Origin of the sequence: Streptomyces eurocidicus (genome assembly GCF_002891295.1) — a bacterium.
In the GTDB taxonomy this organism is placed as follows: domain Bacteria; phylum Actinomycetota; class Actinomycetes; order Streptomycetales; family Streptomycetaceae; genus Streptomyces; species Streptomyces eurocidicus.
On record NZ_LGUI01000001.1, the window covers coordinates 39,369 to 62,547 of the forward strand.

Genomic DNA, 23,179 nt, shown 5'->3' on the forward strand with positions numbered 1-23,179 from the left:
GGTTCAGTCCTCCAGTGCGGCGAGGCCGGGGAGCGTCTTGCCCTCGAGGTACTCGAGGCTGGCGCCGCCGCCGGTCGAAATGTGGCCGAAAGCATTCTCGTCGAAGCCCAGCAGGCGCACGGCCGCGGCCGAGTCGCCACCGCCGACGACGGTGAAGGCATCGCTGTCGAGCAGGCCCTGCGCCACGGCCTTGGTGCCATTGGCGTAGTCGGGGTGCTCGAAGACGCCCATCGGGCCGTTCCAGAAGACGGTGCCGGCGTCGGCGAGCTTCGAGGCGTAGAGCTCACGCGTCTTCGGGCCGATGTCCAGGCCCTCCTTGTCCGCCGGGATGGCGTCCGAGGCGACGAGCTCCGGGTTGGCCGGGGCCTTGGTCTTCAGGTCCGGGAAGTCGGCGGAGACCAGGACGTCGACGGGGAGGACGAACTCCACGCCGCGCTTCTCGGCCCGTGCCAGGTACTCCAGGCAGACCGGGATCTGGTCCTCCTGCAGCAGCGAGATGCCGACCTCGTGACCCTTGGCCTTGAGGAAGGTGTACGACATGCCGCCGCCGATGAGGATGCGGTCGGCCTTCTCCAGCAGGTTGTCGATGACACCCAGCTTGTCGGAGACCTTGGCACCGCCGAGCACCACCACGTAGGGGCGCGCGACGTCCTCGGTGAGCTTCTTCAGGACGCCGACCTCGGTGGCGATCAGATCGCCGGCGGCGTGCGGGAGGCGCGCCGGGAGGTCGAACACGGAGGCGTGCTTGCGGTGCACCGCACCGAAGCCGTCGCCGACGTAGATGTCGGCCAGGGCCGCCAGCTGATCGGCGAACGCGCCGCGCTCGGCGTCGTCCTTGCTGGTCTCGCCCGCGTTGAAACGGAGGTTCTCCAGCAGCGTGACCTCGCCGTTCGCCAGTGCGGCGACGGTGGCCTTCGCGCTGTCCCCGACCGTGTCGGTGGCGAACGTGACCGGCTTGCCCAGGATCTCGCCGAGCCGCGTGGCGGCCGGGGCGAGGGAGAACTGGGGGTCCGGGGCGCCCTTGGGACGGCCCAGGTGGGAGGCGACGATCACCTTGGCGCCGGCTTCGGCGAGCTTGGCGATCGTCGGGGCGACGGCGCGGATGCGGCCGTCGTCGGTGATGGTGGTGCCGTTGAGCGGCACGTTGAGGTCGGCGCGGACGAAGACCCGCTTGCCCTCGACGCCGTCCTGGAGGAGTTCGTCGATCGTCTTCATGCAGTGACTCCGGTGACTTCCGTGATGGGGCCCCGCCCGGCGAAAGCGGGGGGACAGTCATAGGACGGGGCCCGTACGACGCGCCATAGCGTCGCACGAGCCCCGTCCCCTACTACATCTCGGTGCCCTTGACAGTGCTGTCAGGGAACGATCAGAGCTGGCCGCCGACGAAGACGGTCAGGTCGACCAGGCGGTTGGAGTAGCCCCACTCGTTGTCGTACCAGCCGACGACCTTGACCTGGTTGCCCTGGACCATGGTCAGGGACGAGTCGAAGGTGCAGGAGGCCGGCCAGTTCACGATGTCGGAGGAGACGATCGCGTCCTCGGTGTACTCCAGGATGCCCTTGAGCTGACCCTCGGCGGCCTTCTGGAAGGCGGCGTTGATCTCTTCCTTGCTGGTCTCGCGGTCGAGCTCCAGGACCAGGTCGGTGACCGAGCCGGTGGGGACCGGGACGCGCATGGCGATGCCGTCCAGCTTGCCCTTCAGCTGCGGGAGGACCAGCGCGGTGGCCTTGGCGGCACCGGTGGAGGTCGGGATGATGTTCTCCGCGGCGGCGCGGGCGCGACGCAGGTCGGAGTGCGGGAAGTCCAGGATCCGCTGGTCGTTGGTGTACGCGTGGACCGTGGTCATCATGCCCTTGACGATGCCGAAGTTCTCGTCGAGAACCTTGGCCATCGGCGCCACGCAGTTGGTGGTGCAGGAGGCGTTGGAGATGACGTGGTGGTTGGCCGCGTCGTACTTGTCCTGGTTGACGCCCATGACGATGGTGATGTCCTCGTCCTTGGCGGGCGCGGAGATCAGGACCTTCTTGGCGCCGGCGGCGATGTGCTTCGCGGCGTCGGCCTTCTTGGTGAAGATGCCGGTGGACTCGATGACGATGTCGGCGCCCAGCTCGGCCCACGGCAGGTTCGCCGGGTCGCGCTCGGCCATCGTCTTGAAGGTCATGTCACCGACGGTGATCGAGTCGTCGGTGTGGCTGACCTCCTGCTTCAGACGACCCAGGATGGTGTCGTACTTCAGCAGGTGGACCAGGGTGGCGTTGTCGGTCAGGTCGTTGACACCGACGATCTGGATGTCCGCACCCTGCTCCAGCAGCGCGCGGAAGTAGTTACGACCGATACGGCCAAAGCCGTTGATGCCTACGCGGATCGTCACGAACCGATCTCCTCGTTGGTTTGCCGGTCTGTCCGCCGGCGGCTGTATGGGAAGTCCCCGACCACCAACGACCCTACCTCTAAGTAGAGGGGTATGTGACATTGAAGGGTCTTGCACAAGTGGGCGGCCTCAGGCACAATTGCGCGGCCTCGGGACGGGGTGCCCCGGGCCGCGCTGCGACGGGTGTCAGCCGCCGATGGCACGCAGGGCCGCGCCGAGGAGCGTGGCGCGTTCCCGGGCGTCCGGGATGTGCTCCAGACCGAAGCCCAGCAGCACCGTGTCACGGGTGGTGACGGCCGCGGAGAAGCGGGCGAGCGCCTGCGAGCGCGCCCAGTCCCCGGTCTTCGCCGGGCTGCCGGCGGGCGGTCCCGTCGCGGCCCAGGGACCGAGGGAGGTCTCGAAGCCCTCGGTGTCCCGGACGGTGCCGCCTACCGTGAGGGTGGCGCTGTCGGCGAGGACACCACGGCCCCCGTCACCCGCGTCGGTGATGTACGAGAGGGCCAGCTCGGCCTTCTTCCCCGCGTAGGGGCTGAGGTCGAAGGTGACCTGCCGCCATCCGGTGGTGGGTCCCGTGAAGCTGTGCCAGGCGCCCGTGGTGCCCTGGGGCGCACAGCCGTCGTCGCGCACGGTCAGGTAGTGGGCGAGGGCGGGGTGCAGCCGGAGGGCGGCGGCGCAGTCGGTGGGCGGCGTCCGGCCGGTGCCCCCGCCGGCGTCGGGGAGCGTGGTCCAGTCGTCCTGGCCGGCGGTGCGGGCCTCCAGCACGGCGTGGTCGTACCCCTGCTCGGTGTCGGTGCTGAGCCGGACGCCCAGGTTCGGCTTGTCCGCGGCGCTCGCCCCGGTCAGGTCGACGGTGCGCGACAGCCGCATCCAGGCGTTGTCCTGGTGCCGGGCGGCGGCCATCCAGTCGCCTTCGTACGGCTGGAAGGGTGACCGCGCGCCGCCGGCGTACTCACCGGCGGGCTCGCTGCGGAACTGCGGGAAGGTCGCGGGCGGCAGTTCGTCCGAGACGGGGCTGTAGGCGCCGGCCGTGGCGAGCGGGCTGCCCGCGGTGGTGCCGGCGAGGCCCGCGGTGGCTCCGGCGAGCTTGCCCGCACCGGTGAAGCGCGGTGGCGCCGGATGGCCGATCCGCCCGCCCGCGCCGAGGTAGTACTGGCTGAAGTCGTCGGACTCCGCGGCGCCGATCCGGGCCCGGCCGCCCGCCTCGGTGCCCGCCGCGACGAGCTTGCCGCCCTCGTTGAGGAAGGCGCGCACGGCGAGCAGGGTGTCGCCGCCGGGTTTGTTCGTACCGGAGTACCAGACGACGGTCGTGAAGTTGCCGAGCACGCCGAGCGGGTGCGGCTCACCGTCCTTGGCGACGTCCCAGACCGCGGCCCCGCGCCCGTCGTCGGCGAGGGCCTTGGTGTAGGCGGCGAGGTGCGCGGACGGGGCTGAGCCGCCCTCGTCGGCGAGGACCAGGGTGTCGGCGCGCGGGCGGTCGGCCACCTTGTAGGTGAAGGGCTCGCTGGCCGTGTTCCTGCCCTCGCGGGTGCGGCCGGTGAACCAGACCTGGACGCTGGAACCGACCTCGGCGCCCTCGACGGAGGCGCGGTACTGGTCGTACTGGAGGTTGTCCTCGCCTCCGTACCGGTCGCCGCCCTCCCAGGGCGTCAGCTCCTCGATGTGCGTACGGCCGCCGTCCACGCGGTAGTTGAGGAGCTTGTCGCCGAGGCTCTTGCGGGCGGTGACGGCCACCCGCTGCTCCTCGCCCCGCGCGTAGGAGGTCGTGAAGGCGTCGGGGACGAAGTCGGGGGCGGTGAGGCCGACGGTGGAGGCCGGGGTGTCGGGGTGGGCGGCGCTCTCGGCGACGGACAGCGCGAAGGGGATGTTCTTGGCGAACTCCTGCTGGATCAGCTTCTCGTCGTCCGGGAAGGTGAACGAGGAGCGGCAGTCGGCCGGGTTCCAGGCGTCGTTCGGGTCGACGCGGGAGGCGGTCTGGCAGGTCGACATCTCCGGGGTGAACATCATCGTGCCGTTGACGTTGGCCGCGTGCCCGTCCGCCTCGCCGTTGGTCACGTACAGCTCGGAGGAGAGCTGGGGGCGGTAGCCGGGGATGGCGGACTTCTCCGGGGTGCCCGCCAGCGCGCGGTAGACGTTGTCGTCCGGGGTGGGCGTGGCGACCTGCCAGCCGACCCCGTAGAGCAGCAGTTCGGCGGCCGAGTGGTAGTTGACGGCGGTGCGGAAGTGGATGCGCTTCTGGAAGGCGTCGAGGGCCCGGGTCTCCGGCTCGGAGGCGGCGGCCGGGCCCCGGTAGGTCTCGGAGGCCGGCCGGGGGGACGAGCCCTCGTTGTCGTAGCCCCACTTGTAGGGGAAGTTGCGGTTGAGGTCGACGCCGTCGCCGGGGGCGATCTTGCCGTCGCCGTCGTTGTCCCGGAGGTTCTTGCGCCACAGCCGGGTGCCCGGGCTCTGGAAGGTGTAGTCGTAGCCGTCCGGGTTGGCGGAGAGCAGGAACCACAGCTCGGTGCGGTCCACCAGCCGGGTGATCCGCTCGTCCTTGCCGTAGTTGTCGAGGTAGTGGTGGAGCAGCCGCCTCGTCATCTCCGGCGTGATCCACTCACGGGCGTGCTGGTTGGACATGTAGAGCACCGCGGGCCGGTCGCCGTCGCCGGTGCGGCGGGCGTCCTTGGTGACCTTCACGGCGAGGATGTCCTGGCCGCGTACGGACTTGCCGATGCTGACGACCTTGGTCAGGCCGGGGTGGGCGCGGACGGTGTCGTTGATCTCCCGCTGGAGGCCGTGCTCCCCGCTGTACGGGCGGAAGACCCCGTCGCCCGCCGCCTTGAGCCGTTCCTGGGTCTTCGCGGAGATCTTCTTCTCGGTGAGGTCCACGCCCTGCCGGCGGAGCGTCCCGGCCTGGGCGGCGGTGAGGTACAGCTCGACCGGCGCGGTGCGGCCGGCGGTGATCCGTTCGCCGAGTTCGTGCCCGTCGGCGCCCGCCTTGAGGAGCAGCGGGATCTGGGCGGCGCCGACCTCGGCGGTCCATACGGAGAGCGGTCCGGTGTCCTTCGCCGTGCTCTCGGCCGTGGCCGCCGTGGTGCCGGGTCGCGCCTGTGCGATGGGTGCCATGGCCAGTCCGCCGAGTAACAGCGAAGCGGCCGCGACGAGCGATCTCGCCCTGCGTCTCATGAGCCCCCCTTGCCGTTGTCTGTCCCGTCCCTGCACGGACGCCAGGCTTGCGAGCCCACATGATCATGTCAATACCGCCTCAGGAGGGGCGGCCCCGGTCCGCTGACGCGCGACCGCCCCCGGCGCGCGGGGCGCCGGGGGCGGTGACACCGGCCGGCGCCGCAGGGGCGGCGGCGGCCGGGTGAAGGCGGGCGAGGACGGGGGCGCCCCCGCGGGCGGGTCAGCCCGCCATGCCCTCGGCCATCTCCTCGGAGAGGTCCGAGAGGTCCGAGAGGTTGGACTCGGTGCCGGGGATGCCCAGGTCCTGGGCGCGCTTGTCGGCCATGGCCAGCAGGCGCCGGATGCGGCCGGCGACGGCGTCCTTGGTCAGCGGCGGGTCGGCGAGGGCGCCCAGCTCCTCCAGGGACGCCTGCTTGTGCTCCATGCGCAGCCGGCCGGCGGCGGCGAGGTGCTCCGGCACCTCCTCGCCGAGGATCTCCAGCGCGCGCTGGACCCGGGCTCCGGCGGCGACGGCGGCACGGGCCGAACGGCGCAGATTGGCGTCGTCGAAATTGGCGAGGCGGTTGGCCGTGGCCCGCACCTCGCGGCGCATCCGCCGCTCCTCCCACGCGAGCACCGACTCATGTGCACCCAGTCGCGTCAACAGCGCGCCGATCGCGTCACCGTCCCGGACGACCACCCGGTCCACTCCGCGCACCTCGCGCGCCTTGGCCGCGATCTGGAGCCGGCGGGCGGCGCCGACCAGCGCGAGCGCGGCCTCCGGGCCGGGGCAGGTGACCTCCAGGGAGGACGAGCGGCCGGGCTCGGTGAGCGAGCCATGGGCCAGGAAGGCACCGCGCCAGGCGGCCTCCGCGTCGCAGGTGGCACCGGAGACGACCTGGGGCGGCAGGCCACGGATCGGCCGGCCGCGGCCGTCGACCAGGCCGGTCTGGCGCGCGAGCTGATCACCGCCCGCCACCACCCGCACCACGTACCGGCTGCCGCGGCGCAGCCCGCCGGGGGCCATCACCACCAGGTCGGAGGCGTGTCCGAAGATCTCCAGGATGTCCTTGCGGAGCCGCCGGGCGGCGATCCCGGTGTCCAGCTCCGCCTCGATCACGATGCGCCCGCTCACCAGGTGCAGACCGCCCGCGAACCGCAGGATCGCCGAGACCTCCGCTTTCCGGCAGCAGGTCCGGGTGACGGGGAGCCGGGAGATTTCATCCTTCACCGCTGCCGTCATCGCCATGGGCCGATCCTTCCATGCATCCGAAAAATACGGTCGTACGCGGCGGCCAACAGCTCCGGGTCATGGGTCGGGGAGCCGTCGGGCGCGGCGACCGGCGCCAGCTCGACCGCGGCCCCCAGCCGCTTGGCGGCATCGGTGAGGCTCTCTCGGTCGGGCACGGCGGCCTCGTCGGCCAGCACCACGTCCAGGGCGAGTTTAGGGGCGTGTCGGGCCAAAACCTCCAAATGACGCTGCGGGGAGAAGCCATCGGTTTCACCGGGCTGGGGCGCGAGGTTCAGCGAGAGGACCCGCCGGGCCTTGGTCTCCTGGAGCGCTTCGAGCAGCTCGGGCACCAGAAGGTGCGGGATGACGGACGAGAACCAGGAGCCCGGACCGAGCACCACCCAGTCGGCGTCCAGGACCGCGGCGACGGCCTCGGGGACCGCCGGCGGGTCCTCCGGCACCACGTGCACGGACTGCACCTCGCCGGGGGTGAGCGCCACCGTGGCCTGGCCGCGGACGGTGCTGACGGCCTCGGGCTCGGCGGGGTCATGGCCCCGGACGAGCGCCTGGAGCTCCAGCGGGACCGCGGACATGGGGAGCACCCGGCCGTGCGCGCCGAGGAGCTTGCCGACCAGGTCCAGGGCCTGGACGTGGTCGCCGAGCTGCTCCCAGAGGGCGACGATCAGCAGATTGCCCACGGCGTGGCCGTGCAGGTCGCCCTCGCTGGCGAAGCGGTGCTTGATCACCCGGGCCCAGGTCTGGCCCCAGTCGTCGTCGCCGCACAGGGCGGCGAGCGCCTTGCGCAGGTCGCCCGGGGGCAGCACGCCCAGCTCGTCGCGGAGCCGGCCGCTGGAGCCGCCGTCGTCGGCGACGGTGACGACGGCCGTCAGATCGCCGGTGATCCGGCGCAGCGCGGTCAGCGACGCGGACAGGCCGTGGCCGCCGCCGAGGGCGACGACCTTGGGCTGTGCGCCGCGGCCGACGCGGCCGCCCCGCCCGGTGGCACGGGCGGGGACCAGGCGACGGCCCCGGCGCAGCCGGAACGTGCGGCCGGTCACTCGCGCCCCATGTCCCTGTGCACGACGACGGTCTCGACGCCCTCGGAGACCAGGCGGTGGGCGAGCTTCTCGGACATCGCGACGGAGCGGTGCTTGCCACCGGTGCAGCCGACCGCGATAGTCACATAGCGCTTGCCCTCGCGGCGGTAGCCGGCGGCGATGAGCTGGAGCAGCTCGGTGTAGCGGTCGAGGAACTCCTTGGCGCCGGGCTGGTTGAAGACATAGCCCGAGACCTCCTCGTTGAGCCCGGTGAAGGGGCGCAGCTCCGGGACCCAGTGCGGGTTGGGCAGGAAGCGGCAGTCCACCACGAGGTCGGCGTCGACGGGGAGGCCGTACTTGTAGCCGAAGGACATGACGGTGGCGCGGAGCTCCGGCTCCTCCTCGCCCGCGAACTGGGCGTCCATCTTGGCGCGCAGCTCGTGGACGTTGAGGCTGGAGGTGTCGATCACCAGATCGGCGTCGCCGCGCAGCTCGCGCAGCAGGTCGCGCTCGGCCGCGATGCCGTCGACGATGCGGCCGGAGCCCTGGAGCGGGTGCGGGCGGCGCACCGACTCGAAGCGGCGCACCAGGGCGTCGTCGGACGCCTCCAGGAAGATCACTCGCCGCTTGACCTTCTTGGCGGCCAGGTCGGCGAGGGACTCCCGGAGGTTGTCGAAGAAGCGCCGGCCGCGGACGTCCACGACCACGGCGATCCGGGCCACGTTGCCCTGCGAGCGGGCGCCGAGGTCCACCATGGTGGGGATCAGGGCGGGCGGCAGGTTGTCCACGACGAACCAGCCGAGGTCCTCCAGGCACTTGGCGGCGGTGCTGCGGCCCGCCCCCGACATGCCGGAGATGATCACCAGTTCGGGGATGCCCGTCGTCTCGCCGGCCGCGTCCGCCGTCGTGCCCGTACTCACCTGTGCTCCGTCTCGATCGGTCCCGGTCATGCTGCTACCCCCGTTCTGCCGACGGCGCCGCGGTCGCGACCCCGTCCTCCATACTGCGGTCTTCTGATGTCCGGGGGCCGAACACCGGCTGCCGGCCGCCCGTACGCCGCCGGCGGCCGACAGCCGCCCGCGTCCCCTTCCATCATTCCTCCGCATCGTCCATGATCTCGCCAGTCGCGGTGTTCACCGCGGGGGCGGGCGGGGCCGTGGCGGCGAGCGCCGCCGCGACGGTCTCCGCCGTCTTCCGGCCGATGCCGGGCGTCTCGCAGATCTGCTCGACCGTCGCGGCGCGCAGCCGCTTGACCGAGCCGAAGTGTTTGAGCAGGGCCTTCTTGCGCGTGTCGCCGAGGCCGGGCACGGTGTCGAGGGGGCCGGCCTTCAGCACCCCGGCGCGCTTGCCGCGCTGGTAGGCGATGGCGAAGCGGTGCGCCTCGTCCCGCACGCGCTGGAGGAGGTAGAGGCCCTCGCTGCTGCGCGGCAGGACGACGGGGTCGTCCTCGCCCGGCAGCCAGACCTCTTCCAGGCGCTTGGCGAGGCCGCAGACGGCGACGTCGCTGATGCCCAGCTCGTCCAGCGCCCGGCGGGCGGCGGCCACCTGCGGCCCGGCGCCGTCGACCACGACGAGCTGCGGCGGGTAGGCGAAGCGCTTGGGGCGGCCGTCGTCCTCGCGGGCCTCGCCCGGGGCGACGCCTCCCACGGTGTCCTCCGGCCCGTCCGCCTCCTCCGCGCCTTCCTGCCACTCCCCCGTCTTCACCTTCTCCACGAGATAGCGGCGGAAGCGGCGGGAGACGACCTCGTGCATGGACCGGACGTCGTCCTGGCCGGCGAAGGACTTGATCTGGAAGCGGCGGTACTCGCTCTTGCGGGCGAGGCCGTCCTCGAAGACGACCATGGACGCGACGACGTCCTGACCCTGGAGGTGGGAGATGTCGAAGCACTCGATGCGCAGCGGCGCGGAGTCCAGCCCGAGGGCTTCCGCGATCTCCTCCAGGGCACGGGAGCGGGTGGTCAGGTCGGAGGCGCGCTTCGTCTTGTGCAGGACGAGGGCCTGCTGGGCGTTGCGCTGGACCGTGGCCATCAGGTCCTTCTTGTCGCCGCGCTGCGGGATGCGCAGGTCGACCCGGGCGCCGCGGCGGTCGGTGAGCCACTGGGTGACGGGCCCGGCGGGGTCCGGCAGGGCCGGGACGAGGACCTCCTTGGGGACCGCGTCGCCCTTCTCCTCGCCGTAGAGCTGCTGGAGGGCGTGCTCCACCAGGCCCGCGGTGTCGACGGCTTCCACCTTGTCCGTCACCCAGCCGCGCTGGCCGCGCACCCGGCCGCCGCGCACGTGGAAGATCTGGACGGCGGCCTCCAGTTCGTCCTCCGCGACGGCGATCAGGTCGGCGTCGGTGGCGTCGGCGAGGACGACGGCGTTCTTCTCCATGGCGCGGCGGAGGGCCTCCATGTCGTCGCGCAGCCGGGCCGCCTTCTCGTACTCCATCTCCTCGGCGGCCTCGTGCATCGCCTGCTCCAGGCGGCGGAGGTAGGTGCCGGTGCGGCCGGCCATGAAGTCGCAGAAGTCCTCGGCCAGTTCGCGGTGCTCCTGTGCGTCGACCCGGCCGACGCAGGGGGCGGAGCACTTGCCGATGTAGCCGAGCAGACAGGGGCGGCCGATCTGGGCGGAGCGCTTGAACACCCCGGCCGAGCAGGTCCGGACGGGGAAGACGCGGAGCATCAGGTCGACGGTCTCGCGGATCGCCCAGGCGTGGGCGTACGGGCCGAAGTAGCGCACGCCCTTCTTCTTGGGGCCGCGCATGACCTGGACGCGGGGGAACTCCTCGCCCATGGTGACGGCGAGGGAGGGGTAGCTCTTATCGTCCCGGTACTTCACGTTGAAGCGCGGGTCGAACTCCTTGATCCAGGAGTATTCGAGCTGGAGCGCCTCGACCTCGGTGGAGACCACGGTCCACTCGACGGCGGCGGCCGTGGTGACCATGGTGCGGGTGCGGGGGTGCAGGCCGGCGAGGTCCTGGAAGTACGAGGAGAGCCGCTGGCGCAGGCTCTTCGCCTTCCCGACGTAGATCACGCGGCCGTGCTCGTCACGGAATTTGTAGACCCCCGGCGAGTCGGGGATCTGTCCCGGCTTGGGTCGGTAGCTGCTGGGGTCGGCCATGTCACACAGCCTACTTGCGGGCAGTGACAACTCCCCCGCCGAGCCGGTCGGCCGGCACCTCCGCGCCCGCCGTCCCGGCGCCCGGCGGCGCCTTCCGGCCCCCGGGCGGTGGGCACCGGGGGCCGGGGCGGGTGCGGCCCTGATCAGGAGCCGCTCCCTCGGTGGCGGCCCCGGTCAGGGGCCGCCGTGCTCAGCCGCGCCGCCTCCGCCGGAGCACCAGGGCGGTGGCGCCGAGGGCCAGGGCTCCCCCGGCCGCCGCGGTGGCGGTGGCCGGGTTCAGCGGGCCGTCGCCGTCCGTGCGCGCGGCGGCCGCGCCCGCCGTGTCCGCGGCGGGGGCGCGGTCCGCCCCGTAGCCGCCGGCCAGGCCCTTCTTCTCGTAGGCGGAGCCGGGCAGCTTGTCGCCGTACTCCTTGTGCACGCGCGCCTGGTAGCGGGCGAGGGTGGTGCCCCCGGCCCCGATGGCGCGGGTGGCGTCCTCGTCGAGCGGCAGCACCCGGTCGCCGCGCTGGACGTACCAGGCGTCGATCTGCGGCTCGCGGAAGACGGTGCCTCCGTCGAGCCTGCGGGCGCCCTCGGCGGCGTAGCGGGTCTCGTCGTCGCCGGTGGCGATGTTGACGACCTTCCATTCGTCGCCGGCCCGCGCCGTCCACACGGACGCCTTCTGCCCGTCGGCCGAGACCGCCTTGCTGGCGAGGAAGTCGAGCGTGGCGACGGGGACGCCCGTGCGGCCGGCCACGAACTCCGGGGCGAGGGTGTAGACGGGCACGGTCGCGCCGTCGATCGCCGGCCGCGCCTTCGCCCGGGCGATCGCACCGTCGCGGGCGAAGAAGCGGGAGAGGGTGTCGAGGGTCGTGGGGGCCGCCGCCGCCTCGTGGGCCCGGGCGACTCCGGCGCTCGAAGGTGCCGCCGGGGCGGGCGGTACGGGCTGTGCCGCGTGGGCCAGGGGCGCGAGCCCGAGGAAGGCGGCGGTGAGGGCTCCGGCGGCGGCCGCGCGGGCGGCGTTCCTCCGGCAGTACCCGGCGGACACGGGTGCGGCGGTGTTCTCGGGGTCACCGGTGTGCGTCATGACCTCACGCTCCGATCCGGTAGAGCGAGTGGGTCCAGGTGAACTCCGAGTTGCCGCTGTTGCGGCCGCCCACGTACCAGGCGTGCGAGGCCCAGTTGTAGCGGTCGTTGGAGGGCCATGGGTCGCCCCAGTAGACCCAGCTGTTGGAGTCGTCGTAGCCGTAGACGGTGTGCATGTGGCCGCCGCCGGACGCCCACTGGATGCGGGTCTCGATCGGCCGGTTCGCGCTGATCTCGCTCTGCACGGTGGGGTAGCGCAGCCAGCCGGTGACGTACGAGCCGGAGTTGATGCCCGCCCAGTCCAGGGCGTTCTGCACATTGCCCAGGGTGGCCTGGTTGTTGGGGCACTCGGTGCCCTGCTGCCGGTTGAAGGCGGCGTTGCAGAACTGGTTCTGGCTGTAGTTCCGCCCGAACCAGGTGGCGATGGTGTTGCCGGCGCCGGCCCAGCACCAGTTGGTCTTCTGCTGGGCCTGCATGGTGATGTTCAGCTTCTTCGACGCGAGCAGGCTCGGCCGGTCGGCGGTGGCGGCGCTCGCCGTGGTGGGGACGGCGAGCAGCGCGGTGGCGGCCAGGGTCGCGGAGAGGGTGACGGCGAGCCGTCTGCCGCGTATCCGGGCCTTTCCGGTGCTGTTCAGTTGTGCCGATGCACGGGACATGGACGTTCCTCCCGAGGCGGGGGGTGCTGGTGGAGGCGCGTCCGGACGCTGGTCAGGAGCATCGCGGTGTTGTCAGTGACCGGTCAACAGGCTTCAATGCTGGGTGAGCCGCCGGTGTGAACAAGGCGTACCGGATGTGAACGACCGGTGCCCGCCGAAAAGGATCACAGCGGTCCGGCAGGCCACGCCGCATTCACCGCTTGTGAATATTCACAGAGGGGCGATCCGGATGGGACGGACCGGCACACAGGCCGCCGAGGCCGAGGCCGAGCTGACACGAGCCCTGCGCACGGGCCCCTTCCACCTGGCCCTGCGGACCGCGCTCACCGCGCGCGGCCTCGCCCTGCACCGGGTGCAGCACAGGCTCGCGCAGCGCGGCGTACGGGTCGGGGTGACCAGCCTGAGCTACTGGCAGCAGGGCGCGCGAAGACCCCAGCGGCCGGAGTCGCTGCGGGCCGTACGGATGCTGGAGGACGTGCTCGACCTGCCCGCGCAGGCCCTGACCCGGCTGCTGGAGCCGGGCGGTACGGCGCCGGAGACCGAGCGCCCGGCCGCCCGCTCGTACCGCCTCCTCGTCGAGGAGTCCCGCGCCCTGGAGCGGCTGCTGACGGAGCTGGAGTCACCGGCCGACGGCGGGCTGCACACGGTCTGCCACCTGGAACGGGTCTTCATCGGGCCGGACCGCGCGCTCAGCGGCCGCGACTCCCAGCACGTCGTGCGCGCGCACCGGGACGGCGTGGACCGCTATGTGGCCATCCACCACGGCGACTCCGGGTGCGACCCCGGGCAGGTGACCGTGCGGGCCACCGAGAACTGCCGGGTGGGGCGGGTGCGGTGGCACTCGGGGTCGGGCGTCCTCGTCGCCGAATTGCTCTTCGACGCCCGGCTGCGGGCCGGCGAGACCTATGTCTTCGGCTACGGCTTCGAGGACGGCACCGGCGGCCCGAGCGGCGAGTACATCCGGGGCTTCAGCTTCGCGGGCGGGCAGTACGTCCTCCAGGTGCGCTTCGACAACGCGGCCCTGCCGGTGCGCTGCCGCCGCTTCGCCCGGGCCTCCGCCACGGCGCCGCGCACCGCGCAGCAGGAGCTGACCCTGGCGGGCCGGCACCGGGGGGTCCACCTGGTGGAACCGGCGGTGCGCCCGGGGATCCTGGGGATCTCCTGGGACTGGACGTGACGGCGGGCCGGGCGGCGCGCCCCGCCGGGTGTGCGGGCTCCCCGGACGTGAAGACCCTCCGGACGTGGCGGCCCGCCCCCCGGGCCCTCCGGTACGCCTCAGGCGTCCGGGCCCGCGATCAGCTTGCCGCCGGCGACCTTGACCGGGACGCCGGGCAGCGGCGCGCCCGCCGGGCCCCTGAGGACCTTGCCGGTGTTCACGTCGAACTTGCTGCCGTGGCAGGGGCAACTGGCCTCGCCGTCCTGGACCTTGGCCATGACGCAGCCCGCGTGCGTGCACACCGCGCTGAACGCCTTGAACTCGCCCTGGGCCGGCCGCGAGACCAGCAGGCGTTCCTCGCGGTAGAGCCGCGCACCGCCGACCGGCACCTCGTCCGGCGCGCCCAGGTCCACGGGGGCCGTCGGCGTCGCGGGCGCCCTGGGCGTCTCCTTGCCGCCCGTGCAGGCCGCGGCCCCGATCCCGGCGGCACCGGCCAGCGCCGCTCCGCGCAGCACGGTCCGGCGGGAGGAGAAGGGACCCGAAGGGCTGGTCATGGAGGGCTCCAACGGTGAGCCGCTGATGCGGGACGCTGACACGGACCCGTCGACCCTACCGGTACCCTGCATTCCGCTCAGCGCCCCGGGCCGGAGAGAGGATTGCCCTCGTGATCGTCGTAGCCGGAGAAGCCCTGATCGACCTGGTGCCGGACGGGCACCGGGAGCCCCGGCCGGCCGCCGGCCCCGGTGGTGCGCTGCCCGCGCTGCTGCCCCGGCGCGGCGGCGGCCCGTACAACACCGCGGTGGCCCTGGGCCGGCTGGGGGCGGCCGCCGCCTTCGTCTCCCGGGTGTCGTCCGACGGGTTCGGCGAGGCGCTGCTGGACGGTCTGCGGTCGGCGGGGGTCGGCGTCTCGCTGGTGCAGCGGGGGCCCGAGCCCACCACGCTGGCGGTGGCCGACATCGGCGCGGACGGCTCGGCGGGGTACGGCTTCTACGCGCAGGGCACCGCGGACCGGCTCTTCGCGCTGCCGGGGCCGCTGCCGGACGCGGCGACGGCGCTGTGCCTGGGGACGGTCTCACTGGTGCTGGAGCCGGGCGCGAGCGCGTACGAGGCGCTGCTGCGGCGGGAGGCGGGGCGGGGGCTGTTCACCCTGCTCGATCCCAACATCCGCGCGGGTCTGATCCCGGACGCGGACGCCTACCGGGCGCGGTTCCGGGCGTGGCTGCCGTATGTGACGCTGCTGAAGCTGTCGGCGGAGGACGCCCGCTGGCTGGGCGGTTCGCCGCGGGAGTGGCTGGCCGGGGGCCCGGCGGCGGTGGTGGTCACCCACGGCGGGGACGGGCTGACCGTCCACACCGGCGGCGGGGCGCACGACGTGCCCGCGGAGCGGGTGCGGGTGGTGGACACGATCGGGGCCGGGGACACCGTGAACGCGGCGCTGCTGCACCGGCTGGCGGCCCTCGGCGCGCTGTCGCCCGGCGGGCCGGCGGGCCTGGACGGGGCGGCCTGGCGGGACACCCTGGCCTTCGCGGCCCGGGCCGCGGCGGTCACCTGCTCACGGGCGGGCGCGGAACCGCCGTACGCGGCGGAACTGGACCCGTCCATGAGCGGCTGACCGCCGGACGGGCTCGGGACCGAGCCCGTCCGGCGGTGCCGGGCGCCAGGCGCTCCGCTGGAACTCCGGCGAGTCATCCGCGGGTGCGTCGTGGCTGGTCGCGCGGTTCCCCGCGCCCCTTCGGGGCGCTGCCGAACCGCACCGGACTTCGCCAAGCCGGCTTAGGCGCTCTTGGCCCGGGAGGCCGTCTTCTTCGCGACCGCCTTCTTGGCCGGCGCCTTCTTCGCGGCGGCGGTCTTGGCGGCGGTCTTGACGGCAGCGGCCTTCGCGGCGGCCGGCTTCGAAGCCGCGGCCTTCGTGGCCGGGGACTTCGCCGGGGCCGCCTTCGATGCCGTCGCCTTCGATGCCTTCGGCTTGGAGGCGACCGCCTTCGTCGTGACGGTCTTCGTCGCCTTGGCCGCCTTCGAGACCGTCTTCCGCGCCGTCTTCGGAGCCGCCTCGTGCACGGGCCCCGCGTCGCTGACCCGGTCCCCCAGCAGCTCCCGGAGGAACTTCCCGGTGTGGCTGTCCGGGACCGCCGCGACCTCCTCGGGCGTGCCCTCGGCGACGACCAGGCCACCGCCGTTGCCGCCCTCGGGGCCCATGTCGACGACCCAGTCGGCGGTCTTGATCACGTCGAGGTTGTGCTCGATGACGATGACGGTGTTGCCCTTGTCGACCAGGCCGGACAGCACGGAGATCAGCTTGCTGATGTCCTCGAAGTGCAGACCCGTGGTGGGCTCGTCCAGCACATAGACCGTGCGGCCCGTCGAGCGCTTCTGGAGCTCGCTGGCGAGCTTCACACGCTGCGCCTCGCCGCCGGAGAGCGTCGGCGCGGACTGCCCGAGGCGGACGTACCCGAGGCCGACCTCGTGCAGGGTGCGCAGGTGGCGGGCGATGGTGGGCACGGCCTCGAAGAAGTCGAGCGCCTCCTCGATGGGCATGTCCAGCACCTCGGCGATGGACTTGCCCTTGTAGTGCACCTCCAGGGTCTCCCGGTTGTAGCGGGCGCCGTGGCAGACCTCGCACGGGACGTACACGTCCGGCAGGAAGTTCATCTCGATCTTGATGGTGCCGTCGCCCGAGCAGTTCTCGCAGCGGCCGCCCTTGACGTTGAAGGAGAAGCGGCCGGGCAGATAGCCCCGGACCTTCGCCTCCATGGTCTCCGCGAAGAGCTTGCGGACGTGGTCGAAGACCCCGGTGTACGTCGCGGGGTTGGAGCGCGGCGTACGGCCGATGGGCGACTGGTCGACGTGGACGACCTTGTCGACGAGGTCGTCGCCGTCGACCCGGGTGTGGCGGCCGGGGACGGTGCGGGCGCCGTTCAGCTCGCGGGCCAGGTGGGTGTAGAGGATGTCGTTGACCAGCGTCGACTTGCCGGAGCCCGAGACGCCCGTGACGGCCGTGAGCACGCCGAGCGGGAAGGAGACGTCGATGTCCTGGAGGTTGTTCTCCCGGGCGCCGCGGACCGTGATCCGGCGGTTCCCGTTCACCGGGCGGCGGAGGTCCGGCGTGGCGATGGCCTTGCGGCCGGAGAGGTAGTGCCCGGTCATCGACTCCTCGTTGCCCAGCAGTTCCGCGAGGGGACCGCTGTGCACCACCTTGCCGCCGTGCTCGCCCGCGCCGGGGCCGATGTCCACGACCCAGTCGGCGACCTTGATGGTGTCCTCGTCGTGCTCGACGACGATCAGGGTGTTGCCCATGTCCCGCAGGCGGACGAGGGTCTCGATGAGACGGTGGTTGTCGCGCTGGTGGAGGCCGATGGACGGCTCGTCCAGGACGTAGAGCACGCCGACGAGACCGGAGCCGATCTGGGTGGCGAGGCGGATGCGCTGGGCCTCGCCGCCGGAGAGGGTGCCCGCCGCGCGGTTGAGCGAGAGATAGTCCAGGCCGACGTCGACCAGGAACTTCAGGCGTTCGTTGACCTCCTTGAGGACCCGCTCGGCGATCTTCTTCTCGCGGCCGGTGAGCTTCATGTCCCGCAGGAAGTCGGCGCATTCGCTGATCGACATCGCGGCGACCTCGGCGATGGACCGGCCCTGCACGGTGACCGCGAGGACGATCGGCTTGAGCCGGGTGCCCTCACAGGTCGGGCAGGGCACCTCGCGCATATAGCCCTCGAAGCGCTCCCGGCTGGAGTCGCTCTCCGCCTCCGAGTGCCGCCGCTTGACGAACGGCACCGCGCCCTCGAAGGCCGTGGTGTAGGCGCGCTCGCGGCCGTAGCGGTTGCGGTAGCGGACCTCGATCTGGGTCTTGTGGCCGTTCAGCAGGGCCTTGCGGGCGCGCTGCGGCAGGCCGGCCCAGGGGATGTCCGTGCGGAAGCCGAGCTCTTCGGCGAGGGCGCCGACCAGACGGCTGAAGTAGTCCTTGGTGTGGCCGTGCGACCAGGGGTTGATCGCGCCCTCGTCCAGGGACTTCTCCTCGTCCGGGACGATGAGTTCCGGGTCGACCTCCATGCGGGTGCCGATGCCGGTGCAGTCCGGGCAGGCGCCGAAGGGGGAGTTGAAGGAGAAGGAGCGCGGCTCCAGCTCCTCGAAGGAGAGGTCGTCGTAGGGGCAGTAGAGGTGCTCGGAGTACATCCGCTCACGCTCGGGGTCGTCCTCCGGGAGGTCGACGAAGTCGAGGATCACCATGCCGCCGGAGAGGCCCAGGGCGGTCTCGACCGAGTCGGTCAGCCGGCGCTTGGCGCTGTCCTTGACGGTGAGGCGGTCGATGACCACCTCGATGGTGTGCTTCTCCTGCTTCTTGAGCTTGGGCGGGTCGGTGAGCTGCACCGTCTCGCCGTCGACCCGGGCCCGGCTGTAGCCCTTGGTCTGGAGGTCGGAGAAGAGGTCGACGAACTCGCCCTTGCGCTCGCGCACCAGCGGCGAGAGCACCTGGAAGCGGCTGCCCTCCGGCAGCTCCAGCACCCTGTCGACGATCGCCTGGGGCGACTGCCGGGAGATGGGCCGGGCGCACTCGGGGCAGTGCGGCTTGCCGATCCGGGCGAAGAGCAGGCGGAGGTAGTCGTAGACCTCGGTGATGGTGCCGACCGTGGAACGGGGGTTGCGCGAGGTCGACTTCTGGTCGATGGAGACGGCCGGGGACAGGCCCTCGATGAAGTCCACATCGGGCTTGTCCATCTGCCCCAGGAACTGCCGTGCGTAGGAGGAGAGCGACTCGACGTAGCGACGCTGCCCCTCGGCGAAGATCGTGTCGAACGCGAGGGACGACTTGCCCGAGCCGGAGAGCCCCGTGAAGACGATGAGCGAGTCACGGGGGAGGTCGAGCGAGACGTTCTTGAGGTTGTGCTCGCGAGCGCCACGGACGATGAGACGGTCAGCCACGCCGGTCGGCACCTTTCTTGAGAGATCGGCTCCGGAGAGCTTCCGAGGGGCCACGGGAAGGGCTGTCGCCCTCGAATGCCCCCTCGATCCAGAGTACGGGCGGCCACTGACAACCGGGGGCCGGGCGGAGGGCCGGACCCCGGAACGGTGCCACACGGCGGGGCCCCGCGGCGTCGTCAGCGACACCTTCGACCATATAGCACGTATATTCGATTTAGGGGCGGGAGGCGACACCTTCACCCGAAGGTGTGACCCGGCTATCGTCGGCCGCATGACTGATCATGTGCACGACCTGGCGCTTGTACGTGAGGCGACCGAGCGGCTCCTCTCCGCGGCCGGGAAACTGGACAACGCCGCCGTCGCCGAGGCGTCACGCCTGCCGGACTGGACCCGCGGCCATGTGCTCGCCCACCTCGCCCGTAACGCCGACGCCCTGGTCAACGTCCTCGCCGGACGGCCCATGTACGCCAGTGCGGAGGTCCGCGACGCGGACATCGCGCGCGACGCCGGCCGGCCCCTGGACGCCCACCTCGCGGACCTGCGCGCCGGCGCGGCCCGGTTCACGGAGGCCGCGGAGGCCCCCGGCGACCCGTCCCGGACCGTCGAGCTGCGCAACGGCGTGACCGACTCCGCCGCCCGCATCCCCTTCCGGCGCCTGGTCGAGGTCGAGCTGCACCACGTCGACCTCGGCATCGGGTACGAGCTCGCGGACCTGCCCGCGGAGTTCACCGCCCGCGCGACCGGCTACCTCGCGGCCCGCTACTCCGGCCACCCGGGCGTCCCCGCCGTCACCCTCACCGCGGCGGACGGCGCGCGGTGGCGCACCGGTGCCACCGAGGGCGCCCCGGTCGCCGTGACCGGCACCGCGCCCGCCCTCCTCGGCTGGCTCTCCGGCCGGGGGGCGCGGGGCGCGGACCTCACGGCCGCCGGCGCCCCCCTCCCGGCCCTGCCCCCGCTATAGGCTGAGGCCATGACCTACAGCGGAGCGGTGAAGGTCGGCGGACCGGCCGACGTGCACGAGCTGACCGACCTGATGATCTCGAAGGTCGCGGTCGGCCCCATGGACAACAACGCTTATCTGCTGCGCTGCCGCGCGACGGACGAGCAGTTGCTCATCGACGCCGCCGCGGAGCCGCACACCCTGCTGAGCCTGATCGGGGACAGCGGCATCGCCTCGGTCGTCACGACGCACCGGCACGGCGACCACTGGGGCGCCCTGCGCGAGGTCGTGGACGCCACCGGCGCCCGCACCTACGCGGGCCGCTACGACGCGGAGGGCATCCCGGTGCCCACGGACGTACCGGTGGAGGACGGCGACACGATCCGCGTCGGCCGGGTCGAGCTCACGGCCCGGCACCTGACCGGCCACACGCCGGGCAGTATCGCCCTCGTCTACGACGACCCGCACGGCCACCCGCACCTGTTCACCGGCGACTGCCTGTTCCCCGGCGGCATCGGGAACACCCACGGCGACCCGGAGGCGTTCGCCGGCCTGCTGAACGACGTGGAGACCAAGCTCTTCGGGCGGCTTCCGGACGAGACCTGGGTCTACCCCGGCCACGGCGCCGACACCACGCTGGGCGCCGAGCGCCCCCATCTCGCGGAGTGGCGCGAGCGCGGCTGGTGAGACCGGGTCCCGGTCACCCGCGGCGCGGTCCGGGCATGCAGTGAGGCCGTCCCACTCGATCCTCTGGGTGTGGCGGCCTCACCAACCAAGCTACTCCTGCCCCACGGCTTCCGCCAGCCTCACGGGCGCCCTTTTTCATACCTTTCCGCCCGGCCTCCCGGTCCCGCCCGAGGAGGGTGGCGCGCGCCTGTCACGGCGGGCCCGCGGCGGCCTCCCATGCGCCCCCGGGCGCACTCCCGCCCGCCCGTTTCCCTCCCTGCCCACCGGATGTTGGACGGTACATGGAACCCGACCCCGCCCTGGCCGGCCCCTCGCCGGCCGAGGGCCCCACGGCCGGCCCTCACAAGCCCCCGGCCATGCTCCGCCTGGCGGCCGCGTCCCTGGCGGGCACGGCCATCGAGTTCTACGACTTCTTCGCCTACGGCACCGCGGCCGCGCTCGTCCTCGGCCCGCTGTACTTCCCGACCGTCTCCCCGTTGCTCGGCTCCCTGGCGGCCTTCGGGACCTTCGGGGTGGGCTTCCTCGCCCGCCCGGTCGGCTCGGTGCTCTTCGGCCACCTCGGCGACCGGCGCGGCCGGCGGCCCGTCCTGATCCTGTCGCTGCTGCTGACCGGGGTCGCGACCGTCGCCGTCGGCCTGGTGCCCACCTACGACCGCATCGGCGTCGCCGCCCCGTGCCTGCTGCTGCTCCTGCGCTTCGCCCAGGGACTGGGGCTCGGCGGCGAGTGGGGCGGCGCGGTGCTGCTGACCGCGGAGCACGCGCCCGCCCGGCGCCGCGCCCTGTGGTCGAGCTTCCCCCAGCTGGGCCCACCGCTGGGCTTCCTGCTAGCCAACGGCCTCACACTGGCCCTGTCGGCCACGCTCACCGACGCGCAGTTCCTCTCCTGGGGCTGGCGGGTGCCGTTCTGGTTCGCGGGCGTGCTGGCCGTGGGCGGACTGCTGCTGCGCCGCGGGCTCGCCGAGACCCCGCAGTTCGAGGAGTTGTCCGCCCGGGACGACCGCGCGACCCTGCCGTTCGCCGAGCTCCTCCGCGACCACTGGCGGCTGGTCCTGCTCACCGCGGGCGGGCTCTCCGTCGCCTACGCCGTCTACTACACGATCACCACCTGGTCCCTGGCCTACGCGACCGAGCGGCTCGGCGTGGACCGTACGACCATGCTCGGCTGCATCATGGTGGCGATCTTCGTCTCGGGCCTGGTCACACCGCCCTTCGCGATCCTGGCCGACCGCTGGGGACGGCGCACGCTGTGCCTGGCCGGCTGTGCGGGAATGGCGCTCTGGTCGGTGCCGATGGTGGCCCTGCTGCACACGGGACGCCCGGAGTGGATCGTGCCGGGCTTCGCGGTCGGGGCCGTGTGCTTCACGGGCGTCATCGCCGTCATCGCGGCCTATCTGCCCGAGCTGTACGAGCCCCGGGTGCGCTGCACCGGCGCGACCTTCGGCTACAACCTGGCCGGGGTGCTGGGCGGCGCGCTCACCCCGCTGGTCGGGACCGCGGCGGCCCGGGGCGAGGGCCCGCCCTGGGGCCTCGCCTGCTATCTGACGGGCTTCGCCCTGGTGAGCCTGGGGTGCTTCGCGCTGCTGCCCGAGACCCGGCCGGCGGAGGCCACGGCGGGACCTGTCGCGGAGGGCGCGCCCGCCTGACCGGGTGGGCGGGCCGCCACGGCGGCCCGCCCGTACCCGCCCGGGCTCAGACCCGGGCGTCGCCGGGCGTGGCGGCCTCGGCGGCCTCGGCCTCGGCCTGCTTCTTCGAGGCGCGCAGGCTGGTGAAGGTGGTGACGACCAGCACCGCGCAGATGACGCCGAGCGAGACCGGGATGCTGATCTCCGGGACCGCGACGCCGTTCTCGTGCAGGGCGTGCAGCACCAGCTTGACGCCGATGAAGCCGAGGATCACCGACAGGCCGTACGAGAGGTGGACCAGCTTCCTGAGCAGGCCGCCGATCAGGAAGTACAGCTGCCGCAGGCCCATGAGGGCGAAGGCGTTGGCGGTGAAGACGATGTACGGGTCCTGGGTGAGGCCGAAGATCGCGGGGATGGAGTCCAGCGCGAAGAGGACGTCGGTGGTGCCGATCGCCAGCATGACGATCAGCATCGGCGTCATCAGCCGCTTGCCGTTCTCGACGACGAACAGCTTGGTGCCGTGATAGCGGTCGGTGGAGGGGAAGCGCTTCTCGACCAGCTTGAGGAAACGATTCTCTTCGAACTCCTCTTCCTCCTCGTCGCCCCGCGCCTCCTGGATGAGCTTCCAAGCGGTCCAGATGAGGAAGGCGCCGAAGATGTAGAAGACCCAGGAGAAGTTGGCGATGATCGCCGCGCCCGCGCCGATGAAGACGGCCCGCAGGACGAGGGCGATGAGCACGCCGACCATGAGGACGCGCTGCTGGTAGATGGGCGGAACCGCGAACTTCGCCATGATCAGGACGAAGACGAAGAGGTTGTCGACGCTCAGCGACTTCTCGGTGATGAAGCCCGCGAAGAACTCCCCGGCCGGCTGACCGCCGCCGAAGACCAGCAGCCCCAGCCCGAAGAGCCCGGCCAGGGCCACCCAGACGCCGGTCCAGATGCCGGCCTCCTTGAGGGAGACCTCATGGGGTTTGCGGCCACCGATGAAGAAGTCGGCGGCGACGAGGGCGCACAGACCAAGAATGGTCAGCACCCACAGGGTCAGGGAGACATCCACGGTTCCTCCGGCACGTCATACGGCAACTTCCAGCGTCGTCGCTGCCGGAGGCCCGGGCTACGCGAGTACGCCTCGGTCGCCTCCGCACCAAAAACAGTACAGGAAGACCCAAGGAAAGGTAAAGAAATACCCAAAAGAGCAGGTCAGGGGCTTTTACTGAGCCTTGGGCAGGGTCGCCTGGGCGGTCCGGTCGG

16 protein-coding genes and 1 pseudogene are annotated in these 23,179 nt (G+C 72.3%); 5 read left to right on the plus strand and 12 right to left on the minus strand.

Annotation, left to right across the window (positions count from 1 at the left end):
* Positions 1–3: 3 nt before the first annotated feature.
* From AF335_RS00180 to AF335_RS00220, 9 genes are all read right to left on the minus strand, one after another.
* Positions 4–1,215 (minus strand): phosphoglycerate kinase, encoded by a 1,212-nt coding sequence (locus AF335_RS00180; RefSeq protein ID WP_102916214.1) that lies wholly within the window; start codon positions 1,213–1,215, stop codon positions 4–6.
* Positions 1,216–1,366: 151 nt separating this feature from the next.
* A complete protein-coding gene (gene gap / locus AF335_RS00185; protein WP_102916215.1) occupies positions 1,367–2,371 on the minus strand; it encodes a type I glyceraldehyde-3-phosphate dehydrogenase in 1,005 nt (334 codons plus the stop codon).
* A 186-nt stretch (positions 2,372–2,557) separates the two neighbouring features.
* A complete protein-coding gene (locus AF335_RS00190) occupies positions 2,558–5,533 on the minus strand; it encodes a M14 family metallopeptidase (RefSeq protein ID WP_102916216.1) in 2,976 nt (991 codons plus the stop codon).
* 220 nt (positions 5,534–5,753) lie between these two features.
* Positions 5,754–6,761 carry a DNA-binding protein WhiA gene (gene whiA, locus AF335_RS00195; protein ID WP_030366605.1) on the minus strand — a complete coding sequence of 336 codons (1,008 nt, stop codon included), beginning with the start codon at positions 6,759–6,761 and terminating at the stop codon, positions 5,754–5,756.
* On the minus strand, positions 6,752–7,801 hold the full coding sequence (locus AF335_RS00200; RefSeq protein WP_102916217.1) for a gluconeogenesis factor YvcK family protein: 1,050 nt from the start codon (positions 7,799–7,801) through the stop codon (positions 6,752–6,754). Before AF335_RS00200 ends, whiA begins: the two co-directional genes overlap by 10 nt.
* Positions 7,798–8,730, minus strand: coding sequence for an RNase adapter RapZ (gene rapZ / locus AF335_RS00205; RefSeq protein ID WP_184743166.1), 933 nt, complete (start codon positions 8,728–8,730; stop codon positions 7,798–7,800). The genes AF335_RS00200 and rapZ overlap by 4 nt, the downstream gene beginning before the upstream one ends.
* Before the next feature lie 142 nt (positions 8,731–8,872).
* A complete protein-coding gene (gene uvrC / locus AF335_RS00210; protein WP_102916219.1) occupies positions 8,873–10,882 on the minus strand; it encodes an excinuclease ABC subunit UvrC in 2,010 nt (669 codons plus the stop codon).
* A 190-nt stretch (positions 10,883–11,072) separates the two neighbouring features.
* Positions 11,073–11,948 (minus strand): hypothetical protein, encoded by an 876-nt coding sequence (locus AF335_RS00215; protein WP_221505089.1) that lies wholly within the window; start codon positions 11,946–11,948, stop codon positions 11,073–11,075.
* Between the two features lie 4 nt (positions 11,949–11,952).
* A complete protein-coding gene (locus AF335_RS00220) occupies positions 11,953–12,603 on the minus strand; it encodes a papain-like cysteine protease family protein (RefSeq protein WP_102916220.1) in 651 nt (216 codons plus the stop codon).
* A 229-nt stretch (positions 12,604–12,832) separates the two neighbouring features.
* Here AF335_RS00220 and AF335_RS00225 point away from each other — a divergent pair, with 229 nt between their 5' ends.
* Positions 12,833–13,780, plus strand: a complete 948-nt coding sequence (locus tag AF335_RS00225) for a hypothetical protein (RefSeq protein ID WP_102916221.1) — start codon at positions 12,833–12,835, stop codon at positions 13,778–13,780.
* A gap of 98 nt (positions 13,781–13,878) precedes the next feature.
* Here the strand turns inward: AF335_RS00225 and AF335_RS00230 are convergent, their stop codons facing one another.
* A complete protein-coding gene (locus tag AF335_RS00230; RefSeq protein WP_102916222.1) occupies positions 13,879–14,313 on the minus strand; it encodes a Rieske (2Fe-2S) protein in 435 nt (144 codons plus the stop codon).
* A gap of 110 nt (positions 14,314–14,423) precedes the next feature.
* On the opposite strand from AF335_RS00230, the gene AF335_RS00235 reads away from it, so the two are divergent.
* Positions 14,424–15,371, plus strand: coding sequence for a carbohydrate kinase family protein (locus tag AF335_RS00235; RefSeq protein WP_102916223.1), 948 nt, complete (start codon positions 14,424–14,426; stop codon positions 15,369–15,371).
* A 353-nt stretch (positions 15,372–15,724) separates the two neighbouring features.
* Here AF335_RS00235 and uvrA read toward each other — a convergent pair.
* A pseudogene (gene uvrA, locus AF335_RS00240) lies at positions 15,725–18,676 on the minus strand (excinuclease ABC subunit UvrA); the annotation flags it as partial.
* Positions 18,677–18,947: 271 nt separating this feature from the next.
* Between uvrA and AF335_RS00245 the strand changes: the two are divergent.
* The 3 genes from AF335_RS00245 to AF335_RS00255 all read left to right on the plus strand — a co-directional run bounded on the left by AF335_RS00245 (position 18,948) and on the right by AF335_RS00255 (position 21,946).
* The gene (locus AF335_RS00245) at positions 18,948–19,637 is read left to right on the plus strand and encodes a maleylpyruvate isomerase family mycothiol-dependent enzyme (RefSeq protein ID WP_102916224.1); all 690 of its coding nucleotides are present in this window, start codon (positions 18,948–18,950) and stop codon (positions 19,635–19,637) included.
* A gap of 9 nt (positions 19,638–19,646) precedes the next feature.
* Positions 19,647–20,303 carry an MBL fold metallo-hydrolase gene (locus AF335_RS00250; protein ID WP_102916225.1) on the plus strand — a complete coding sequence of 219 codons (657 nt, stop codon included), beginning with the start codon at positions 19,647–19,649 and terminating at the stop codon, positions 20,301–20,303.
* 356 nt (positions 20,304–20,659) lie between these two features.
* The gene (locus AF335_RS00255; protein ID WP_102916955.1) at positions 20,660–21,946 is read left to right on the plus strand and encodes an MFS transporter; all 1,287 of its coding nucleotides are present in this window, start codon (positions 20,660–20,662) and stop codon (positions 21,944–21,946) included.
* A gap of 46 nt (positions 21,947–21,992) precedes the next feature.
* Here AF335_RS00255 and AF335_RS00260 read toward each other — a convergent pair whose 3' ends face one another.
* Complete coding sequence (locus AF335_RS00260; protein WP_102916226.1) at positions 21,993–22,985, minus strand: TerC family protein; 993 nt, start codon at positions 22,983–22,985, stop codon at positions 21,993–21,995.
* Positions 22,986–23,179 lie beyond the last annotated feature (194 nt).